The organism is Paenibacillus sp. J31R98 (assembly GCF_056269245.1).
The window spans coordinates 800,098-822,113 of record NZ_JBWDNO010000001.1 but is presented as its reverse complement, the minus strand read 5'-3'; the positions used below and the strand labels follow the sequence as shown (position 1 = coordinate 822,113).

General features: G+C 50.4%; 17 protein-coding genes. 4 read left to right on the top strand and 13 right to left on the bottom strand.

Features of this window, described 5'->3' with window-relative positions; all coding sequences use genetic code 11:
• Positions 1-3: 3 nt before the first annotated feature.
• Positions 4-918, bottom strand: coding sequence for a carbohydrate ABC transporter permease (locus tag AC0YNX_RS03745; protein ID WP_475814293.1), 915 nt, complete (start codon positions 916-918; stop codon positions 4-6).
• Between the two features lie 96 nt (positions 919-1,014).
• The gene (locus AC0YNX_RS03740; protein ID WP_475814292.1) at positions 1,015-2,466 is read right to left on the bottom strand and encodes an ABC transporter substrate-binding protein; all 1,452 of its coding nucleotides are present in this window, start codon (positions 2,464-2,466) and stop codon (positions 1,015-1,017) included.
• Positions 2,467-2,745: 279 nt separating this feature from the next.
• On the opposite strand from AC0YNX_RS03740, the gene AC0YNX_RS03735 reads away from it, so the two are divergent.
• Genes AC0YNX_RS03735 through AC0YNX_RS03725 form a run of 3 tightly spaced genes read left to right on the top strand, consistent with a single transcriptional unit; the run spans position 2,746 to position 7,673 of the window.
• Entirely contained in the window at positions 2,746-4,575 is a 1,830-nt protein-coding gene (locus AC0YNX_RS03735; RefSeq protein WP_475814291.1) for a sensor histidine kinase, read from the top strand.
• The gene (locus AC0YNX_RS03730; RefSeq protein WP_475814290.1) at positions 4,568-6,067 is read left to right on the top strand and encodes a response regulator transcription factor; all 1,500 of its coding nucleotides are present in this window, start codon (positions 4,568-4,570) and stop codon (positions 6,065-6,067) included. The genes AC0YNX_RS03735 and AC0YNX_RS03730 overlap by 8 nt, the downstream gene beginning before the upstream one ends.
• A gap of 4 nt (positions 6,068-6,071) precedes the next feature.
• Positions 6,072-7,673 carry an extracellular solute-binding protein gene (locus tag AC0YNX_RS03725; RefSeq protein WP_475814289.1) on the top strand — a complete coding sequence of 534 codons (1,602 nt, stop codon included), beginning with the start codon at positions 6,072-6,074 and terminating at the stop codon, positions 7,671-7,673.
• Positions 7,674-8,233: 560 nt separating this feature from the next.
• Here AC0YNX_RS03725 and AC0YNX_RS03720 read toward each other — a convergent pair.
• The gene (locus AC0YNX_RS03720; RefSeq protein ID WP_475814288.1) at positions 8,234-8,470 is read right to left on the bottom strand and encodes a cold-inducible protein YdjO-related protein; all 237 of its coding nucleotides are present in this window, start codon (positions 8,468-8,470) and stop codon (positions 8,234-8,236) included.
• Between the two features lie 154 nt (positions 8,471-8,624).
• Between AC0YNX_RS03720 and AC0YNX_RS03715 the strand changes: the two genes are divergently transcribed.
• Positions 8,625-9,968: an APC family permease gene (locus AC0YNX_RS03715; protein ID WP_475814287.1), complete on the top strand. Its 1,344-nt coding sequence runs from the start codon at positions 8,625-8,627 to the stop codon at positions 9,966-9,968.
• 43 nt (positions 9,969-10,011) lie between these two features.
• Here the strand turns inward: AC0YNX_RS03715 and AC0YNX_RS03710 are convergent, their stop codons facing one another.
• The 10 genes from AC0YNX_RS03710 to AC0YNX_RS03665 all read right to left on the bottom strand — a co-directional run bounded on the left by AC0YNX_RS03710 (position 10,012) and on the right by AC0YNX_RS03665 (position 21,891).
• Positions 10,012-10,530, bottom strand: a complete 519-nt coding sequence (locus AC0YNX_RS03710; RefSeq protein ID WP_475814286.1) for a glutathione peroxidase — start codon at positions 10,528-10,530, stop codon at positions 10,012-10,014.
• Positions 10,531-10,653: 123 nt separating this feature from the next.
• A complete protein-coding gene (locus tag AC0YNX_RS03705; RefSeq protein ID WP_475814285.1) occupies positions 10,654-11,550 on the bottom strand; it encodes a hypothetical protein in 897 nt (298 codons plus the stop codon).
• A 109-nt stretch (positions 11,551-11,659) separates the two neighbouring features.
• On the bottom strand, positions 11,660-11,869 hold the full coding sequence (locus AC0YNX_RS03700) for a hypothetical protein (protein ID WP_475814284.1): 210 nt from the start codon (positions 11,867-11,869) through the stop codon (positions 11,660-11,662).
• Positions 11,870-11,884: 15 nt separating this feature from the next.
• Positions 11,885-12,418, bottom strand: coding sequence for an RDD family protein (locus tag AC0YNX_RS03695; protein ID WP_475814283.1), 534 nt, complete (start codon positions 12,416-12,418; stop codon positions 11,885-11,887).
• Between the two features lie 84 nt (positions 12,419-12,502).
• Positions 12,503-13,843: a deoxyguanosinetriphosphate triphosphohydrolase family protein gene (locus AC0YNX_RS03690; protein ID WP_475814282.1), complete on the bottom strand. Its 1,341-nt coding sequence runs from the start codon at positions 13,841-13,843 to the stop codon at positions 12,503-12,505.
• Between the two features lie 129 nt (positions 13,844-13,972).
• A complete protein-coding gene (odhB, locus tag AC0YNX_RS03685) occupies positions 13,973-15,271 on the bottom strand; it encodes a 2-oxoglutarate dehydrogenase complex dihydrolipoyllysine-residue succinyltransferase (protein ID WP_475814281.1) in 1,299 nt (432 codons plus the stop codon).
• A 25-nt stretch (positions 15,272-15,296) separates the two neighbouring features.
• On the bottom strand, positions 15,297-18,185 hold the full coding sequence (locus AC0YNX_RS03680; RefSeq protein WP_475814280.1) for a 2-oxoglutarate dehydrogenase E1 component: 2,889 nt from the start codon (positions 18,183-18,185) through the stop codon (positions 15,297-15,299).
• Positions 18,186-18,663: 478 nt separating this feature from the next.
• The gene (locus AC0YNX_RS03675) at positions 18,664-19,152 is read right to left on the bottom strand and encodes a disulfide oxidoreductase (RefSeq protein WP_475814279.1); all 489 of its coding nucleotides are present in this window, start codon (positions 19,150-19,152) and stop codon (positions 18,664-18,666) included.
• Positions 19,149-19,874: a thioredoxin domain-containing protein gene (locus tag AC0YNX_RS03670; protein ID WP_475814278.1), complete on the bottom strand. Its 726-nt coding sequence runs from the start codon at positions 19,872-19,874 to the stop codon at positions 19,149-19,151. The genes AC0YNX_RS03675 and AC0YNX_RS03670 overlap by 4 nt, the downstream gene beginning before the upstream one ends.
• An 82-nt stretch (positions 19,875-19,956) precedes the next feature.
• The gene (locus AC0YNX_RS03665; RefSeq protein ID WP_475814277.1) at positions 19,957-21,891 is read right to left on the bottom strand and encodes an ATP-dependent DNA helicase; all 1,935 of its coding nucleotides are present in this window, start codon (positions 21,889-21,891) and stop codon (positions 19,957-19,959) included.
• Positions 21,892-22,016: the final 125 nt, after the last annotated feature.

The window sequence follows — 22,016 nt, the reverse complement described above, 5'->3', positions numbered from 1 at the left end:
TTCCTAATATTCCAACCGGTCTTTCGGGAAAAGCTTGTTAATTAGCGCGGAGGCAATCAACGTCGCAAGCGTGATCAGAATACCGACGCTCGCGCCGGCGCCCACGTTGAACGCACCATCGCCAAGCATGGAGCTAGCCTTAGATATACCGAACACCTTCTGGTACATGTAATAGCCCGGCGTAACCGTATGCGGATCGTCGAGACCGAAGGTCGCGGACCAGACGAAGAAATTAAAGGCGGTTATCGTCCATAAAACAAGCGTCGTCCGGAAGACGTCCCGAAGAAGCGGCAGCGTAATCTTGTAAAATTTGACCCACGGATTCGCCCCTTCAATCGTGGCCACCTCGTAATAATCAGCAGGAATCCGGTTGATGCCGGCATTCAAGATGAGCATGAAGTAGCCGATGGAGCCGAAGCTGAAGGCAATAATCATGCCGTAGTAAATATGCTCGTTATCCGTCCACTGGATCTCGGCGAGCTTCGTTAGTCCAAGACGGTTAAATACCGAAGTAAGCAAGCCGAAGCTTGGATTGTAAATATATTGGAGCCATACGACGGACAAGACGACCACGGAAACAGTGTTCGGCAGGAAAATCAACGATCTCCAGAACTGTTTGCCCCGTACGCTCGAACTTAAGATGACAGCATACAGAAATGCAAAGAAGAAGATAAGCACGCCGCCGATGATCCAGATACCGAGCACATTTTTAACGGACCCGATGAAATAACCGCTGTCAAACATATCTAAATAGTTCTTGAAGCCAACAAACTTCCATTCGCCCATCTTGCTCGACAGAGTCGGAATGGTGAAGAAGCTCATTGCAAGCGTTCGCAATGTCGGATATAGGAAGATCGCCAGATAGATCAGGACAGCAGGTCCAAGGAACAACGCGATCATTGATTTGCTTAATCTCATGTGAGCACACCTTTCGTAAGGAGTCTGCCTCTACCAAAAATCATCGAGCGCGGCGTTCCCTAAGCAACGCCGCGCTCTTTCGTTCACACCTGCTCCTTATTTACCGTCGTAGAACTTCTTCGCCTCAGAAGCCATCTTGGCTACGTACGCCTCTGGCTTCAGTTTGCCGGTTGCAAGCTCCATGAACGTAGGAATGACAGTGCCTGTTGAGAAGTCGCCTGCATTGTCGATGCCGAAGCCCCATGGCATGTTGAATTTCGCATTGCTGAAGGCAACTGCAGCTTCAGCCAGAGGCGCAGGCCATTTGGAATCGGTTGTCGCCGGAATCGCGAGCGCTTGATCGGACATGCCGTCTTGAGCTTTTTTGCCGACAAGATATTTCACCAGCTCGAATGCTGCATTGGCGTTCTTGCTGTCCTTATTGATAAGCAATCCTTGCGCGCCGAACGATAGACCTTGCAGACCACCCTTGCCGTTGCCATTCGGAACAACCGGGAATTGGAAGGAACCCCACTGGAAGTCAGGTCCAGCCGTCGCCGCTACTTCGTTCGGGAGCCAAGTTCCGTTGAGGTACATCGCTGCTTTCCCGATTGCAAGGTCTTGCTGGCCAGCCGGATACTTGTTGCCTCCGATTTTTTTGGAGAAGTAGCCTTTCTCGTCCAATGTTTGCATGTCTTTCGCGAATTGAAGTACGATTGGATCCTTCCACAGTTCGCCAGTCTTGTCTTTGACCAGGCTGTCCGTCCACTCGCTGCCCATCGCGCTGCCTAAGTATCCGCCAATGAACAGATCGCGGTATGCGTCGTCGAACGTTACCGGCTCAACGCCTGATTGCTTCAGAAGCTCGCAATCTGCCAAGAACTCTTCCCATGTTTGAGGAACTGCTGTGATGCCTGCTTTGGCGAACAACGCTTTGTTATAGAAGAAGAGAACCGCGTACGGCTGCTGCGGAATTGCATAATAGCCTTCATCGAGGCCCGCCGAAACAGATAGCGTCTTGACCCAATCCATCAAGGAAGGAATAAGCGAATCCTTCACGGTCTTGCCTTCACTGCCAATCGCCGGCTGCGCGAGCAGATCGTCCAGCTTCAGCACATGATCCTTCAAGGTGCTAAGCGCCTTCTCCGGGTCCTGTTCAAAGATATCAATTTGCTCGCCGCTCTCAAGCGCCGGTTTCAGGAGCTTATTAATATCGCGGCCATTATATTTGACTTCAACATCCACTTTCGGGTTCGCAGCCTCAAACTCTTTGACGGCTTCGTCGATGACTTTAGCTTGCGGCTCCGCGTTGCTCCACATGGACCAGAAGACGACTTTCCCTTCCAGGTTAGCTGTCTTCCCTTCGTTCGTCGCAGCAGCCGTGTCTGTAGAAGAATTGGTGGCTGTGTTCGAATTCGTATTCTTGCTTGTGTTTGCGTTCGATGCACCTTCTGTTGAAGCATTCGTTTGCGAAGCTGTGTCATTATTAGACGATCCACAGCCCGACAGAGCGGATACGGCCAGTAAACTTGTGAGCGTCAAAGCGGCAAGCGTTTTTTTTCTTTTCAAATGAATGACCCCCTTGCGTGATTTGCTTACAAGGCTCAGTATAGGATCATTCGACAATCGCTCGTATGGCGGGAACTAAGATAAAACTGGACTTTTCTCATGCCTCTCCTCTGCTCTATAAGCGATTCCATGGATGGGTTTGTATGTACTCCAGTTATACAAATATGGATATATGTTAGCGCTTGCACATAATCTGATTCTCACAGAAAACAATCATGTTATACTAATTCACATACCACGAGAGAAGTGCAGGTGCTGTTCATGGAAATATTGACGAGAATGCGCATCAGAACGCAGCTAAAGCTTGCCGTATCCCTCATTGCAATCATCATGCTGTCGATTATCTATTCGTTATACTCGCAAACTTCTAACCTCGTCATTAAAAACAACAATCAATATACCGAGGATATGATTCGGAAATTCCAACTCAATCTATCGCAGAAGACGGATGAGATCAGCCAAATCATCCTAAGCTTAGGCTTCGATCCTTTCGTGCAGAAATTCATGACGCAGAACGACCCCAGCTTGCTGTACGAGATGAGCAATGAGCTGGATCGCAAAATCATTTCGCTTCAAGCCGGCAGAAAAGGCTTCCGGGATATCGTCCTGATTGGCACTAGCGGAATGCGGTACAGTCTTAACGGCAGTATCGATTATGTTCAGAAGTCGAATGAACAAATTATCAATAGTAAGAAGATCTTCGTCAGCGGCTTGGAAGCTGTCGATTATAGCAACCCTGCGAAGAACAGCATGCTATTCGCTCAGAATATCTATTCGAACGAGCCAGGCAACGGAGCAAGCGGCAAACGGATTGGCTACATCGCGGTCATCATCGACGTGGATGCCATGTTCTTCTCGAATGATGTCAGCAGCGGTGAAGAGCCCGGTGTTGACTTCTACCTTATCGACAGGCACGGCAGCGTCTATCCGGAAACCCACTCACCTGATATTACGCGTAGCATCAGTGGATTGAGCAGCGCGCATGCTAGCAGCGGCGGCGAGAAGCTGACCGATTCCATCGGCGGCGTCAAAGGCGCGATTCAGATCGAGCCGCTCGATAGCATTGGCGGCTCTGTGCTCAGCTTCGTTCCGCAGGAAGCGCTGCTCGCCGATCTCGGTATCGTTCGCAACCGAAGCATCTTCATCGTCATTGCAGCCATTCTCTTAATGATGATTCCCTTCGCAGTTATCGCGAACAATATCGTACAACCCATTCAGCGGCTCGTGCGATTCATCAACGCCATTAAGTCCGGCAGCATCCAGCATCTGAAATCAACTATTCATCTGCAAGGCAATGTCGAGATGAATGTGGTCGCGGAGAATTTGAATGGGATGCTCAGTGAGATCGACAATCTAACGAGCCGACTCGTCGAGACGAGCACCAATCTGCTCGAAGCTGAGATTGAGAAAGAGAAAGCGGCTTCCGCCTATTTGCGCAGCCAGATCAATCCGCACTTCCTCTATAACACGCTGGAATCGATCAAGGGTGCTGCTCTCGAAGCGGAAGCGCCGCAAATCGTAGAGATGACCAAGGCGCTCGGTAAGCTGTTTCATTACAGCATCAAAGGCTCCGATTCCGTCACGCTCTCACAAGAGTTGAATGCGGTGAAATCGTATGTGTATTTGCAAGAGATCAGGTTCGAGGATCGTTTCGAGGTTTCCTATCATTTTACAGATGAAGCACTGCATGCAACGGTTCCAAAAATGATCCTTCAGCCAATCGTAGAGAACGCTATCTTCCACGGACTCGAGCCTAAGCTGACGAAGGGTACGCTGCATATTAGCGGTGAGCTTGAGGACGGATCAACGCTCGTACTTCGCATCACCGATGACGGCGTAGGCATTGAGCCGCAACGGCTACAGCATATCCAGAGAAGGCTTCAGGAGAAACCATCATCTCGAAGCGCCGACGACCAGCAACAAGCATCCTTTACGGATACGGAGGAAGGAATCGGCGTATTGAACGTGAACAACCGGCTCCGGCTCGCCTTCGGACACCAATATGGACTTCAAATCACAAGCGCGCTTGACCAAGGAACAAGCATCCTGCTAACGATGCCCATTCAAGCGACGATAGCGATACAACCGGGGGGAATGGCCCATGTTTAGAGTGCTTCTGGTAGATGATGAGAAGCTGGTGTTGAAGAGTCTTGCAGCAGGTTTGGATTGGGAAGCATCCGGGTTCAGCGTCGTAGGCAAGGCAAGCAATGCCTCAATAGCGATGCAATACGTACAGGAGTTAAAGCCCCATGTCGTTTTTACCGACATTAGGATGCCCGGATTATCAGGCCTTGAGCTCATTAAGCAGATCAAGGAGCTTGACCCGGATATTCAAGTTATCGTGATCAGCGGTTATGCCGAATTCGCCTATGTGCAGAAATCGCTGAATTACGGCGTGCTCGGCTATTGCCTGAAACCATTCGACGATCATGAAATCCGCAAGCTGCTTCAAACTGCCGCCATAAACTTGAACGAGATTGCACAGAAGCGCGCAAACAAGCTGCTCGATATGCTTGAGGGCAGAAGCACGACAATGACAGAAGATGCCTTCCACCGCATATTGACTGGGGCTGGCATTACGACAACTCAACTGCATCTGCTTGTTGCAATTGGCGATGGACGCCTTACGTTCAGCCCTGACTCTAGGTGGATAGGCATCAATCTTGGCAAATCCCGCTCCGTTTATGTAGCTCAGCTCTCTGCTTCCGATCAGGAAGCTTGGTTATCCGGGTTGAACACGGACCAAGCATTGCCTGAGGGCATTCTTGGCATTGGAATCATACCTACGAATCGCAGCTTGGAAGGCTTGCAGGAGCGAATCGAACAAGGCACCGTGCTGGCATGGAATTATTTCATGTCAGGTCAAAATGGCTTTTACATCGAATCACCTGAGCGCCAGCAGCATGATGCTGTGGCAGCAAAGCTCATTCGCCAGTTAGAGCAAGCCGCATACTCGAAATCCAATGCTCTCGTTAATGAATTGTTGGATGAGACGCGCTCCCTTCGCGCCAGCCTTACGATTCGCCACGCGCTTAAGATCTACAACATCGTTTACTTCCACTTTGCAGCCAGGCTGCCCGAAGAGGAATATATTTTTAACATTGAACAGTTGTATCATCTGCATGCGAGCTTCAATCAGATGATCGGGAGCTTGAAGACGTATATGAACGAGAGCTGGAATGATCAGTCGAGCGATCCTTCCCCAGGCTTGCAGTCCTCGCAAGCCTCGGCCGCAAACGTTAGTCGCGGAGCGAAGGGCACGACGGAGCATGCCAATCTCAAAGAAATCATTCTTTATTTGAACGATAACTATCATAACCAGATCTCGATTCAGAGCATCTCGAAGAAATTTTATCTGCATCCCAATTATCTCAGCCAGCTGTTCAAACGCGAGATCAAAGTGACCTTCACCGAGTATTTGACAGACGTACGCCTGAAGGAAGCGAAACACCTACTGCGCACGACGAATTTGCCAATTGGAGAAGTTGCGGATCGCATCGGTTTTCGCGATTACTTCTACTTCACCCGTTTGTTCAAGAAGAATACGCAGCAAACCCCTAAACAATATCGGATGACCTATAACGGGCTCGGCGAGGAGTGAAGCAATGAACATCATGAGGCGTCTCACCGCACCTTTAACTGCTATCCTCCTCTTGACTTCTATTCTCTCGGGGTGCGAAGACTCGAGTCAGCAGCGGCAGCCATCTCAACCCGCTTCCATCGCCTCATCCGAGCATATGGACATTTCGGTTGCGATTTGGGATTTGCCGGACAGCTCGCTAGAAGACGATCCGCTTATCCGCCGCTTGGAGGAGAAGCTGAACATTACGATCAAACCAGTACCTATCGCGGTCGCGAATTACGTGCAGCAGTTCCAGATGTGGGCATCCACCGGCCAGCTGCCGGACATATTCGCCGTCGATGCCGTCAATTCGCAATATTACCGCAATTGGCGGGATCAAGGAGTCATTCGTCCGCTGCCTGGCGACTTGAGCAAATATCCGTACCTGGAACAATATCTGGCGATGCCGGAATTCGAAGATCTCAAAGATAACGGGAAGCTCTACTTCATCCCTCGCAAGACTTACGACAGCACGGATTATAATGTGCTTGATCGGCTCGTCGCCTATAGATGGGATTTGGCGCAAGCAGCCGGCATTACCAAGGAGCCGGAGACATGGGATGAATTCCGCACCATGTTGAAGGCGATTGTCGACAAGGACCCTGAGAACAAGCATATCACCGGCCTGACTTCTGTATCCAAGCTGATGATAGGCGGCTTGTTCTGGCTGTACGGCTCTCCTGCGGCAACGAGCGATGGCAGCGGCAGCGACTACAAATGGATCAAGGAAGACGGCCGCTTCATACCAGCGGTATTCTCGAAGCATTCCACCGCGTCCTTGCAGCTGCTTCGGGACTTCTATACATCCGGCTTGATCGATCCAGACTTGCCGCTCACGAAGGGCAACATGGGGTTAGATAAGTTCACTGAGGGCAAAGCGGCGGCAATCATTACATCCGGCATGTTCCGCTCCGTCGACGCCAACATGAACAAGAACAGATGGCAGAAGCTATATCCCGGCAAGAATGATTTCTACGACAAAGTAAAGTTTCTTAAACCGCTCCCAAGCCTGGACGGCAAGCGATATAGCCCTGTCTTCAAAACGTTCTGGTCCGAGAGTTATATCTCGTCGAACGTATCGGATGCGAAGATGGATCGTATTCTGCAGCTGTTCGATTATATGAACTCGCCTGAATTTCTGGAGATGCGGCATTACGGCCTAGAGGGAGTCGACTACAAGAAAAGCGGAGATACCATTGCGAAGACGGAGCCATCTGTGAATATCTTGCTCAAATACCCTTCCTTCTCTTCCTTCGCCAATCTGGCGAATTGGGACGGGATGTTCGCACTGGACCCGAATTATTCAGGCATTTCACCCGAAGCATATGAAGCACAGCAAGAACTGCTCTCTAATGCACTGAAGAAGACGAGCAAGCAAGCATACGAGCCTCGTCTGACGAACTTGTCCACTCCTACGAAGAACACGTTCACGATCTTCGACAATGACGATATGATTCGCGTTATGATCAGCAAGCTGCCCGTGAACGTCATCTGGCAATCCATTCTGGACGGCTATAAGTCCAAAGGACTGGATCAGATGATTCGCGAGGTGAACGAGCAAGCGAAAGCGATGGGGATCAAATAACCACTTAGCAACTCTAACTTGAGCTAAAAAGAAGGGGCTGTCCTAGAGTCATCATGACTATAGGGACAGCCTCTTCACTTTACCAGTATTGAAAATGTAGCCCCACATTATTTCAGCCGATGTGGTCCACCAGACCAGCTTCTTTCTGCTACATCAACCGATTCCCCAACAATGTAGATACCTACGGCACTTTCTTTCAGCAGTCTACCGATTTCCAATCAATGTAGATACTTACGGTACTCTCTTTCAACTTTTAACGCGATTTTCCACCAATGTGTATCCCCACGGGTCACACTTTCACCATTTCGCCTCATCACACGACAATGTGTATCCCCACGGGTCACTCTTTCAGCACTTCGCCCCATCTCACGACAATGTGTATCCCTACGGGTCATACTTTTGGCTTATGCTGCCCACTGCAGCGGTCAATGCAAAAAATCCAAGATGATGCAGATCTAGCCTGCCCAACTTGGATCTTTGCGGTTTTACTGCTTGAATCTGTCCCCTCATTTACTTTCTTGACAGCCCTTACTCCCCTTGCTCATTCTGTACCTAATGCCTTAAATATCAAATTCGCCTTTCGGCTTGCGCGGCTGCTTCTTGATCTTATTCTGAACAGCAGGCAAGTGCCTCATGCTGCGATGCATCGGACCTTTGCAGATCGGACAAGCTTGCTCGCCTTGATTCGCAAATTCCTCACGTACCCACGCTTTACACTCCGCATTTTTACATTTCCAAATCTTTGTTGCAATTAGTTTCGGTTTCTCTTCTTCTGCGATTGACAACTTGTCGTTCATCCTTTCCATCCCATGCTCATCTTGGTGCAAAACTTTTTTGATTGACCACAAGGCCAACCGTGTTATATTATCTAACATGTAAGATTTAATTACATGTTGATGATAGAATAGCTAACTAGATCAGGCCAATAGTACACGCAAAGGAATGCTGCCTATGAAAGAACAAGCGAAGCTTCAACAAAATTTATCCCTTCACCACATTGTTTTTCTAGGTCTCGCCTGGATGACTCCGATGATCTACTTCTCCATTTACGGTATCGCATACAACGCTGCGGGAGGGATGCTGACACAAGCTTATCTGCTCGCCTTCGTCGCCATTATGTTCACGGCTTACAGCTACAGTATGATGGCAAGAGCACATTCATCTTCCGGCTCTGCATATTCCTACGTGAAGAAAGCGATTCACCCCTATCTCGGGTTTCTTGTCGGCTGGGCGCTGCTGCTGGATTATCTCTTCTCGCCGATTATCGCGTGTCTCACTTTCGGTATCTATATGCATGCGCAATTCCCGGCCATACCTGCTTATATATGGATGATCGGAATCAACTTGCTTATGACGGTGGTTAATATGAGAGGCGCTTCATTCTCGGCGAATCTATCCAAGCTGTTCGTCCTTCTTCAAATGTGCTTCATTGCGCTGTTTTGTATACTGCTGTTTCGGAACTTTTCGATGCATACTTCACCTTTAGAGCCGCTTCTACAGACACAGATCCCCATCACCACGATACTCACAGGCGCCTCCATCATCTGTTTTTCATTCCTTGGCTTTGACTCCATTACGACCATGACGGAAGAAACGAAAGACGCGCACAAGAACATCCCTAGAGCAATCGGCATTATTATTGCTGTTGCGAGCGTATTATATGTGACGCCATCCTATCTGACTCAGCTCGCATTCCCCAATGCGATTGCATTCGCCAATATCGATGCGGCAGGCCTTGAAATCGCGCAAAAGGTCGGCGGGGCAGCGCTTGGAGCGATCTTCATCATTGTGCTCTTATTCGCCATCTTTACACAAGGAATCTCTTCCGTCTCCAGTGTATCGAGATTGATGTATGTCATGGGCCGGGAATCCATTCTCCCAAGCCGCTGCTTTGCCTATGTACATCCCAAGCTCAAAACGCCGATCATCAATATCTTAATCGTCGGCATGGTGTCTCTGCTCGCCCTCTTGATCTCGCTTGATGCTGCTGTCAAATTCGTTAACTTTGGAGCTCTGACCGCCTTCTTCTTTGTTAACTTAGCAGTCATAGGGCACTATTATATCAAATTACGACACAGATCGACAGTCGAAACCTTCAAGTATTTGATTCTCCCAGGCGTTGGCGCCATTATCATCTTGTGGCTCTTCGCTTTACTCAGCAAAGACGCACTTCTTATGGGCTTCGGTTGGCTGCTCTTCGGCATTCTGTATCACGCCTACCGGACGCAAGGCAGTAACCTCAAAGCAATCATCACGCGCAAAATACGGCTTGAAAGATCAAAGAGCGCCCTCTAGAGGGCGCTCTTGTACGTTCTATGTTCTATGGTCAAGTGAAAGCTTAGTCATTCACCGTGTTTGGGGCAGCGCCGATGCTGCCATTATCGATCAAGCTGCGAATATCCGGCTCGATTGCCGACGGTTCTGTCCGAGCAGAATACTGCTTCACGACTTCGCCATTCGCATCCACAAGAAACTTCACGAAGTTCCATTCGATATCGCCTGTGCGATATGGAGCCGGAACCGCATCTACCAAATACTTGTACAATGGATGAGCATCTTCGCCCTTCACATCAATCTTAGCAAACATCGGGAAAGTCACCGAGTAGTTCAAATCGCAGAATTCTGCAATCTCTTCATTCGAGCCAGGCTCCTGCAGGCCGAATTGGTTGCAAGGGAAGCCGAGTACGACGACATCCTCTGCCTTGTACGCATCATAAATGTGCTGAAGCCCTTTGTAGTGAGGCGTCAAACCGCACGCGCTCGCCGTGTTGACGATCAGCAATGTTTTGCCTTTGTAAGCTGCCAGCGATTGCTCTTCGCCGGTAATCGTCCGAACCGTGAAATCATAAATGCTCATCAGTAGGTTACCTCCTAAAATACGTTCATAGTATTTTGCATCTAATTTAATTGTATAAAATCATTGTAGCCTATGAGCGTAACAGGAGCAACCCCAAAAACATTCATGCAGACGGCTTGCACACTAGCACAGCTGCTTCTGCAGCAGCTCTGTCAACTCATTAACATCCTCATAGCGCAGCGGCCGGACGCCTGTCGGCAGGTCATCTTCACTGCTCATCTTACTCGTCAGAATGACTGGAACTTCGCTCCCAAGCGCATAACCGATTCGCAGCCACAGCTCTCTGTTAGCCTCCGAAACATCCGCAATGAGCAGCTTCACTTTCGCCAACGGCTGCAGCACAGACTCAATCGGTTTCATCTCGAGCTTCGCGCTCCGATCCTCTTCAAGCAGCTTCGGTGCATAGCCGAGCTGGATCAGCCTTGGGAAGACGGTCTCCATCCATTCATGCATTTCCTGCTCCTCGTCTCTGGAGAGCACAACAAGGCATTGTTTGAGCACCTTGCCAGTGGCGTTGGCCGCCGCTTCAAGCCAGCCCTTCTCTGTCAGCTTGAGCGTCGATCCAATGCGTTCGATGAAGCCTTCTTCCTTGAGCTTCTCTGTAATATAGACGAACTCTTGCAAGTTCGGCGAATAGGTCAAATTATAGCTTTGCGCAAATTGACTGATGACAAGCGGTTCATTCGGCCCGCTCGTATGACGGTGCAAGTAACGAAGCAGACGATTGCCCTTATCCTCGCTCGTGACCGGAATTTGTGGCGATTGCAGTATATTGATGCGGTCTTCAAAATCAAGAACGACCTCTTCTTCGTTATCATTCTGCTCGCGGATATAAGCGGAGAGCAACGGAAACGTGCTGCGCTTCTCTGTATAGGATAGCTGACGGAACGGCTCATAGCTGCCCTCACGCAGTCCATAGGCGCCGCCAGGCGCGCAGATACAGCCGATATACCACTCGCTTGCTCCCTTTCGCTTCACTTGTACGAGCTCATCGCAAAATAAACAACGTTTCGATTCCATATGTTCCATCCCTTCATCACCTCTCACTGAAAGATTCGTAATCCTTCGCGCGTAAGAGGGTGCAGAGGGGATTAAGCTTTTCTCATGTTTCGCCCGCTACGGATGCTGACTAGGCTTTGCGGCTCTCGTGAACGCTCCACTGCTGCCCATCCCACCGCACCTCATCGCCAATCGCCGCGCCCTGCGCGATTTTGTCCCGTGCGATCTCAATCTGCTTGCCGTTCACCTGAATAACCGCGCTTTGCTCGCCAATGGTCATCACCACGCCGAGCCGGATTACGGTACATTTTACAGTATTTGCTTCGTTAATATTATCCATCCAAAAAACTCCCCGCTAGTCAATATACCTCACAACGGTTCCTGCAAGAACGTCATACAGCGTTTGTTTATTTTTATTAAATAATGGACTTATCATGTAGATGAATACCAAGCCGTAGACAGCCGCCAATAATGAATAAATGAGTGAATCAGGGTAGTTAGATGGAATGACCATATGCCAAATGGTGAAATGCGCTAGCTCCCAAGGAAGAAATTTAAGGGCAGATCGAAGCAGTGCGGATCTGAAGCTGATTGCTCGACCGGAAATGCCATTCACTACAATTCCCATCCTTCGCTTTCCCCAAGTCGCGTGTGCGTTCGAGCCCTCACATATAGAAAAATATAGAAGTACAGGAAGAGTAATGAATAGAAATCCACTCCCCTCTGCCAATAATGGACTAGTCGTAAACATCGGAATCAGCATAGGGCGAAGTAGAAAAGATAAGCCGATGAGCAGGATGATATAGCCCGAAATGATGACATAATCCCATAAAAAGGCGATTATTCGCGTGCCTAACGAAACGCGTGTTAACTCTCCATGCTTCTGCATAACACTCCCCCACTTGGTTGAATCTGGAACATAGGAATGATAAAGAAAGGCAGTCGATCGTTGCTGGTCGACTGCCTCATGTTGCTAATCTCGATCATACAAACTTCCCCATTTGGTACCCGACCCGCCTGCATAAAACTCTGCATACACCTTCTCCGCATACGCATCCGTCATGCCTGCAATATAGTCGGACACCATTCGCTCCCACCGCCACTTGCCTTTCTGCCGCTCATAGCTCTCGAGCCAGTCTGGGGGCAGTATAAGCCGTCCTGAGTCCGGGTGCTTGAAGCTGTCCCAGAGCCGAGTGATCATAATCTCACTGCGCTTGTGCAGCCGCTGAACGCGAAAATCCTTGATCAGCGTCACCCAGGCCAGCTTCTTCAGAATCTCCATTGTGCGCAGAAGCTCCATATCCTGCGAGCCGTCGCGAATGAACGTGACTCGCTTCCAGCCCGTCGCAGGATCGTCGATAATGCCTACGCCGCTCACGAACTTGCGTACCCACCGTGCTTTCATCTCTCGGCGTGTGCGCGATGGCTCCCTGCCGCATTCCACGTAGATGGATTCCCATTGCTGCAAATAATGATGGAGCGCTTGCTTCACCATCTGCTTCAGATCAACTTGGTCCCAGCGCATCACTGCGTTCCCAGGGTCATTCTCGATCTCCTGCATGATGTTCGCGACGAGCCGATCATCCTCGAACAAGTTCGTATTCATCTGGATCTTGCCAGCCCGAATACCATCTTCAATGTCATGCGTGGAGTACGCGATGTCGTCGCACAGATCCATGAGCTGCGCTTCTAGCGTTGCGCAGCCCTCCGGCATGCCCCACTTCTGGCGCAGGGAGAGAATGCCTTCCCACTCCATGCTGTAGACGCCCTTCAGCCTGCCTGGATCTTCGATGCAGAACGGATATTTATTAATCGCTAGGAGCACGGCTGCCGTCAGATCAAGACCGCTGTCGCTGCCTGCGCGTTTCTCCAGAAACATCAGAATGCGATAATTCTGCGCATTCCCTTCGTATTTCAAGCCGCAATCTGCTTGGAGCAGCTCATTGAGCACTTCTTCCCCTTTATGGCCAAAAGGAGGATGACCAAGGTCATGCGCAAGTGATGCGCACTCGACCACTTCCGGGTCCAGCATCAAGCCGGGATGCTCCTTCTTCGCCAGAAACGCGTAACTCTTCCCTAGCTTGCGCGCAACCTCTCGCGCAATTTGGGACACTTCAAGCGAATGAGTCAATCGTGTCCGGTAATAATCGCCCGATCCAGCGCCGAACACTTGCGATTTGCCCTGCAGACGCCGGAAAGCCGGTGACTGGATAAGGCGCGCATAATCCTTCTCATACTCATCCCGATCATCGCTAGAGTGGATATTCTCATGATCAAACAGCCGCATTTTTCGAACGTTATTCTGCATCTGCATCCCCTCCGTTTGCTCGGTCTTACCCTTATTCTATGGTGAATGTTCGGCTTTCGCAAATAAAAAACCTTACGAGCTGACGTATCGGGACATAAGTCCTAACGTGAGCAAGTAAGGTTTCAGTCATAAGGATTAACCCTCTAGAAGGAGCGCTTCCGGATCTTCGAGCAATGCTTTCACCGTTACGAGGAAGCGTACTGCCTCAGAGCCGTCAACGATACGGTGATCGTATGAAAGCGCGATGTACATCATCGGACGGTTCTCCATGCGTGTATCGTCGATTGCGACAGGGCGCACTTGAATCTTGTGCATGCCGAGAATGCCGACTTGCGGCGCATTCAAGATAGGCGTTGACAGCAAGGAGCCGAAGACGCCGCCGTTCGTAATCGTGAATGTTCCGCCTTGCAGATCATTCAGGCCAAGCGTGTTCGCACGCGCTTTGCCAGCCACATCAGCAATGGATTTCTCAATTTGAGCGAAGCTCATACGATCCGCGTCACGCACGACAGGAACTACGAGACCTTCCTTCGCGGATACTGCGATACCGATGTCGTAGAACTGCTTCACGACGATTTCGTCGCCTTGGATCTCAGCGTTCAGCAGCGGGAATGCTTTGAGCGCGCCGATTACTGCCTTCGTGAAGAAGGACATGAAGCCAAGACCGATGTCATGCTTCTCTTTGAAAGCATCTTTCCGGCGCTTTCTAACTTCCAGAATCGCCGTCATGTCAACTTCGTTGAACGTTGTCAGCATCGCCGCTGTTTGCTGTGCTTCCACGAGACGTTTCGCAATTGTCGCGCGACGGCGAGACATTTTGCGGCGGTCAACAGGCTTGCCGAACTCCGTAGCTGCAGCCGCTGGTGCCGCTGCTGGAGCTGCGCTTGGTGCTGCTGGTGCTTTCACGGCGCCCGTAGCGTGTGCTTGAATATCGCCTTGGTTAACGCGACCCATCGGATCAAGTGTTTGCACTTGAGTGAGGTCAATGCCGCGCTCTCTCGCAAGTTTGCGAGCAGCCGGCGTAGCCGAAACATCAACAGCAGACGTCGACGCTGGCGCAGGTGGAACAACAGGCGCTACAGGTGCCGCAGGAGCAGGCGCTGCCGCTGGATCATTGAATGGTGACATTGGAGCTGCCGCTGCAGGTGCCGGAGCTTCTGCAGGCGCTGCCGCAGGTGCTGCAGGTGCTGCTGCACCTGAACCGCTGCCGATCGTCGCGATCGTCTCGCCAACGGCTACTGTTTCTCCTTCGCCGCGAAGCAATTGCTCAACCGCACCTGCTTGCTCTGCGCTAATTTCAATGTTGACTTTATCTGTTTCAAGCTCTGCCAATACGTCGCCGACATTTACGCTGTCGCCAACTTTGACATGCCACTTCGAGATCGTGCCTTCTACGATAGATTCGCCCATTTCGGGAACTTTAACTTCACTCATGGCTGTTCTCCTGTTCTGTGATGTACTAGTTTAACGTGCTGCGGTTCAGCGCGACGCTAACAATCCGCTGCTGCTCCATGTTATGAACATATTGGAAGCCGCTCGCTGGGCTCGACCGTTTCGGACGGCCAATGTAGCGGACATTCGTTTGACTCGTTACGCGAGCGCGGATACGCGGCTCGACATAGTTCCAAGCGCCCATGTTTTGCGGCTCTTCTTGGACCCAGATCACTTCTTTCAAGTTCGGGAAGCGTCTGATGATTTGCTCTACGTCCGTTTTCGGGAACGGATACAGCTGTTCCAGTCGAACGATGTGCAGCCAGTTCCATTGATCCGGTGCTTGTCCTTCCTTCAATTCAAGCGCAGTCTCGAGGTCAATCGAAACTTTACCCGTACAGAAGATCAGGCGCTCAACTTGCTCCGGCTTCTTGCCAAGACCAGGCTGCTCAAGCACAAGCTTGAAGTTGCCGTTGCTGAATTCCGACGGATCGGAAGCGACAGACGGATTACGGATCAAGCTCTTAGGCGCCATCACGATAAGCGGACGAGCTTCATCTGTATTGATAATCGCAGCTTGACGACGCAGCAAATGGAAGTATTGCGCTGCCGAGCTCAGGTTCACGATTGTCAGGTTATCTTCCGCAGCAAGCTGCAGGAAGCGTTCAAACCGCGCGCTGGAGTGCTCTGGACCTTGTCCTTCGTAACCATGCGGCAGAAGCATCATGAGACCGGACTTCTGCGACCATTTTACACGGCCTGCTGTAATGAACTGGTCAATAATAACTTGCGCACAGTTGGCAAAGTCACCATACTGTGCCTCCCAAATAACAAGTGTTTCCGGCGAAAACACGTTATATCCATAATCGAAGCCAAGTACGGATGCTTCAGCCAGCGGGCTGTTGTGCACCGCGAACGAAGCGTTCGCTTGCGGCAGCTTGTGCAGTGGCGAGAACGTATTGTTGTTCTCAACGTCATGAAGAACGATGTTACGGAACGCGAATGTTGCACGCTCTGAATCTTGTCCGCTTAGACGGATTGGTGTGCCATCTGACAGAATTGTTGCGAATGCAAGCGTCTCTGCCAAGCCCCAATCGACCTTGCCGTCTTTGTCAAGCGCAGTTGCACGGCGTTTCAAGATACGCTCCAGCTTCTCATTGACTTTGAAGCCTTCTGGCCACTTCAAGAGCTCCTCGTTAATCGCGCTAAGCTTACGCATAGGCACGCTCGTCACGATCTCTTTCTTGCGGCGCTTGCTTGCTTCATCAACGCGAGGCTGCTTGAACGACTTATCGTTCTGCTTGACTTCATCGAGCGCAGCTTGCAGTCTGGATAGCCCTTCCTGGCGCATTGCTTCGATCTGTTCATCAGTCAGGAGACCCTTCTCCTTCAGCTTGCCGCCATAGATACGGGCAACAACCGGATGATTACGCTGCTTCTGATAAACAAGCGGCTGTGTTGTTTCCGGATCGTCCGTCTCATTGTGGCCGTAACGGCGGTAACCGATCATGTCAATCAGGAAGTCCTTGTGGAACTTCTGGCGATATTCACAAGCAATTCGTGCCGCAGCAATACACGCCTCTGGATCATCGGCGCTAACATGAACGATTGGAATTTCGTAGCCCTTCGCAAGGTCGCTCGCATAATGCGTCGAACGCGAATCGCGGCTCTCTGTTGTAAAGCCCAATCGGTTATTTACGATAATGTGGATGGTACCGCCGTTCTCATAGCCTGCAAGACTCTTGAAGTTGAGCGTTTCCGCTACAATGCCTTCACCGGCAAAAGCAGCGTCGCCGTGCATCAGAATCGCAGCAGCACTGTCGAAGTTCGGCTTCGGATAGCCAGGCTCTTTACGGTTGTCCTGTGCGGCACGCGTATAGCCTTCAACGATTGGATTCACGTATTCCAAGTGACTTGGATTGTTTGCAAGCGAGATCCGAGTCTCAACGGTCTCGTTCTCTTTCACCGAGCGGTGTGCGCCTAGGTGATATTTCACGTCGCCAGTCCAGCCGATGTTAATGCCCATCGCGCCTTCGGACGGCAGCAGGTCTTTCTCTTTGTTCGGCGAGTGGTGGAACTCGGAGAAGATCGCCGTGTATGGCTTGCCAAGAACATGTGTCAGAACGTTCAGACGGCCGCGATGCGCCATCCCCATCATTACGTGCTGAGCGCCTTCATGCGCTAGCTCACGGACGATTTCGTCCAGAATCGGTACAAGTGCGTCTGTACCTTCGATTGAGAACCGTTTCTGACCGACGAATGCACGGTGCAGGAATGTCTCGAACTGCTCTACTTGGATGAGACGATCGAGCAGTGCGATGCGCTCTTTCGCGCTCAGCGGCTTGCTCGCCATGCCGATCTCTGCTTGACGCTGCAGCCAGAGACGCTCGTCTTGATCATGGATGTGGCCGAACTCGAAGCCGAACGACTTCGTGTACGATTCTTTCAAATGCGCGATCGCTTGCTTACCGTCGCGGATCGACTCTGGTGCTTCTTCCCAAATCAGCGAAGCTGGGATAGCTTCCAGATCTTCAGCGGACAGATTGAATGTCGCTGGCTCAAGCAGCCTTGTATCTGCAGGCGCTGCAAGTCCAATCGGATCATTATCTGCAGCAAGATGGCCGTACATGCGGATATTCCGCACAAGCTTGCCGGCATCAACGATCTTTTTCAGATAAGAAGGGTCCATTGCACGTACGTTATTTGAACCGGAAACGCCGGTTACAGTACTCGGTGCTGCCACATTTACAACTGCGGCGGACGTTGGCGGTCCCCACTTTGCGATGAGATCGCGGAATGCAGGATCGGCTTGTTCAGGATTACGCAGGTAGTTTTCGTACATTTCTTCAATGTACCCCATGTTGGGCCCGTAATAGGACTCCCACGGTGACTTCAGGCTATTGTTCTCTGCTGTCATGTTGACCGGTTACCTCCAACTCATGTTGATGAAAAATATCTGATTTCAGACTAATTTAACTTTTAGTATATCCATCCATACATGATAGCAGATATTGACCAGTAGGGACAAATGGATAGGCAAATGTCCATGTAAAGTTCATAAAGTAATGCCCTGATTCCTATTTCCCAGCGAATCAAGCCATCAAAAGCCACAATATTCAGTTAAATTGCTGCCTCAAGTTGCGTAATCAGATCGGATGCGCACACTTGACGCTGAGGTAAATCGCCCTCGAGAGGTACGTAGTACTCCTCTTCGGCTGATTTCCGTGACAAATCACCAATGAGGGGTATGCGCAAGCTAGTAGTCGAGGTAGCAACTTATGAAATAGGAAAAGTTTTCCAATTCGGTCCACCAGACCAGCTTCTTTGCCATTTCACGGGCAAAACAAAAAGGCGGCCAAAATGGCCGCCTTTCAATAACCTTACGATTCGCTATACTAGTTCACCGCAGACTCAAACTCCGCCTCGTCTTCATCCTCATAGCTAACTTCCTCATGCTTGCGCCCGTTGATAAGCAGCACCGTAATGAGCACAAAAGCAATCAGCGCCAGGAACGGAATCGTCACATAACCGCCGAACCAATCCAGATAGTCCTCGCTGCATGGCACGCCGACCGTACATGGAAGCATTTTCGCAAGCGCGGGAATTTGCTGCTCCAAGTAATGATACAGCGAGATCGAACCCCCGATGATCGAGAGCGGCAGCACGTATTTGATGATCTTGCGATCGTTCCCGTAGCTTGCGACACCAAGCAGGATCACAATCGGGTACATGAAGATCCGTTGATACCAGCACAGATTGCACGGCACGAACTTCATGATTTCGCTTAGATACAAGCTTCCGCCAACCGCAACGATAGAGACAACCCACGCCAAGTAGAGCGCATATCTGCTGAAGAACGCGAACACCCGCGATTCAGACGTCATTTGGTTGTACCTGCCGCAAGCGCGTCGTCAATCGCCTTCTTGAGGGAAGGATAGTCTGAGAACTCGCCTTTATACTCTTTGCCATTAATGAACAACGTTGGCGTCGATTGAATCTTCGCCGCTCTTGCCGTCGATGCGTCAGAGTTGACTTCCTTCTCGTACGTCGCATTCGAAATATCGGACTGCAGCTTGTCAAAGTCAATTGGGAGCGAGTTGTCCTTCGCCAACTTCATAAGGAAGTCCGGAGTCGCCCAAGCGGTATGCTCGTCCTGCTGATTCTTATAAATGAGATCATAGTATTTCCAGAAAGCATCATTGTTCTGATGGAACACCGACTGTGCGGCAAGCGCAGCTGTCTGAGAATCTTCGCCGATGAACGGGAAGTTCATGAAGTAGAACGACACTTTGCCTGTGTCAATATACTCCTTCTCCAATTGCGGCTTGATTTGCTGGCTGAAATATTGGCAGGACGGGCATTTGTAATCGCCGAATTCAACGATCTTAACAGGTGCATCCTTCTGGCCAAGAACTGGCAGCTTGTCATACGCGAACGCAGTCGGGTCTGACTTCGGGGTGAAAATTAGTGCGGCAACAATTCCTAATATAACGATAATTCCAGTAGCCCAAATCAGCTTGCGCATCAGCTTCCGCTGCTTCTCAAGCCGCTCCTGCTCAGCTTTACGCTGGCTTTTGTAAGCAGATTTCTTCATCGGTTGCGTCATCGTTATTCCCATCCTTCACTATAAGCCTATTCTATAAATAAATTGTAGAGTCCGCTTTACTAGATGTCAATTCCGCACACCTTTAGAGCACCTGCAGTTGTACGCCTTCCGGCATAATGCGCTCCACCTGATCCATGACAGACTGCTCGGCCAGCTGCTGCCCATAGATCGTTATGATGCCCGAATCATCGCGTCCACGAATCAAGCGACCAATACCTTGCTTGAGACGCAGCAGCATATAAGGCATATCTACGGTTTCAAAAGGCTTCTCGGCATCCCTGCGCTTCGCGGCAAATACCGGATCGTTCGGAGGGAACGGCAGCGACCACATGATGACATGCGACAGCGACGGACCCGGAATATCAAGCCCTTCCCAGAGCGTGACCGCGCATAGAATACTCGGTTCGTCATTCTGGAATGCGGAGATCAGATGGCTAATTTCCGATGTGCCTTCGAACAGGAATCGATACGAGCTATAACCGGAAATATGCTCAATGTCAGTACGGAACTGCTGGAGATCTTCCTTAGAAGCGAACAGGATGAGTGCCCGTCCCTCCGATTGCTGCAATCTCTCTAGCGTCAGCTTATGCTTCAAGGACCGATCGTCCGTGATCGCTACAGCTGCCTTCATCTGCTCCGCGTAATCGTAAGGTGAAGCAACGGAGAACGAGAGTGCGTCCTGAACGCCAATACTCTCGGCAATATAGTCGAATGAACCGCCGACCGACAATGTTGCAGAGGAGAACACAATCGGCATATTTTTCGAGAAAACACGCTCGCTAAGGATCTCTTTCACAAGCTTCGGCATGATGACAAGCGTGGTTCCCTCATGGTCCTCTTCCACCCAAGAGATCAAGCCTTGCGGCTGCTTGAACAGATTAAGAGCAATTTGGAGCATCTCAATATGCTCTTCAACAATGGTCAGCTGATACGGATCAATCGTGTACATGCCGCTCTCGAACACCAGCTCTTCCTCAATTGCACCAAGGACAGAGCCGAACTTAGTCACTTCTCGCAGAAGCTCATCTGACATGACGACTTCTTTGCGATCCGATGCAACAATTGCACGACTGCTCTCGGCAAGCAGCTTGAACAGATACTCACTCTGGTCAATCGCCTCATCAATGACGACTGCCAGCTCCTCGCGAATTTCCCCTTGCAGCAAACGAGTAATAATTGACTCGAATACACGATGCTTCAGTTTATAAGTGAGCGCCTTCTGAGCTGCCGTCTCCAGCAAATGTCCTTCATCGAACACGACCGAGCTATGCTCTGGCAAGAGAGGCATCTGACCTTCCCGCTTCCGCGCTTCATAGGTCCAAACATGCTCCATATAGAAATCATGCGAGCAGATAATGATATCGGCTGCTTTACGATAATGCTCGCGAGAGAGCGTCTGTCCGCAGCGGTGTCGGCGGTTACACACCAGGCAGTCCTGGAACACATCCCATGCAGCGCCTTCCCATTGCTCATCGGTCAGATGCGCGTAATCCTTGCGATTACCGTAAGGGTAGAAAGCTTTCATCGTGCCGGGATTGTTCACGAAGTCAGGAAGCGTCTTGTACATCTCATCATACAGCTCCGTATCCTCGAAGCCTGCACGAGCTTCATCCAGCTTGTTCAAGCAGATGTACTGGTTCATGGATTTGCCGAGCCTTGCATCAATCGTAAGGCCGAGGTGCTGCGCGAGCTTGGCAATGTCGCCCTCCGGCTTCACAAGCTGCTCAATCAGCGACTCATCGGCACATGCGATAATCGCTGGCTTGCGTGTATATCTGGCATAGTTAATCGCATAAAGCAAATAAACGAACGTCTTGCCCGTCCCTACGCCCGCTTCTGCAAAAATCGTCTGTTTCTCGTTGTACGCGCGTTCCAGCTGAAACGCCATATAAATTTGTTCATCCCGAAGCTCAAAGCCTGCCTCTGGCAATCGCTCATAGAAAACATCCGCGATCCAGTCACTGGCTTGCTGAACGAATGGCTGTTTTGGGTCAAATTCAAACGGGTATGGATTCACGAATTTTAGGCCTCCAGTTGCAATGATCAAGCTTTCATCATAGCATATTCACATCGAAAAAGGCTAATCCCCCGTAGGATTAGCCTGCATTTACCTGCTCCTGCCGCAAGTTCGAACGCAGTACG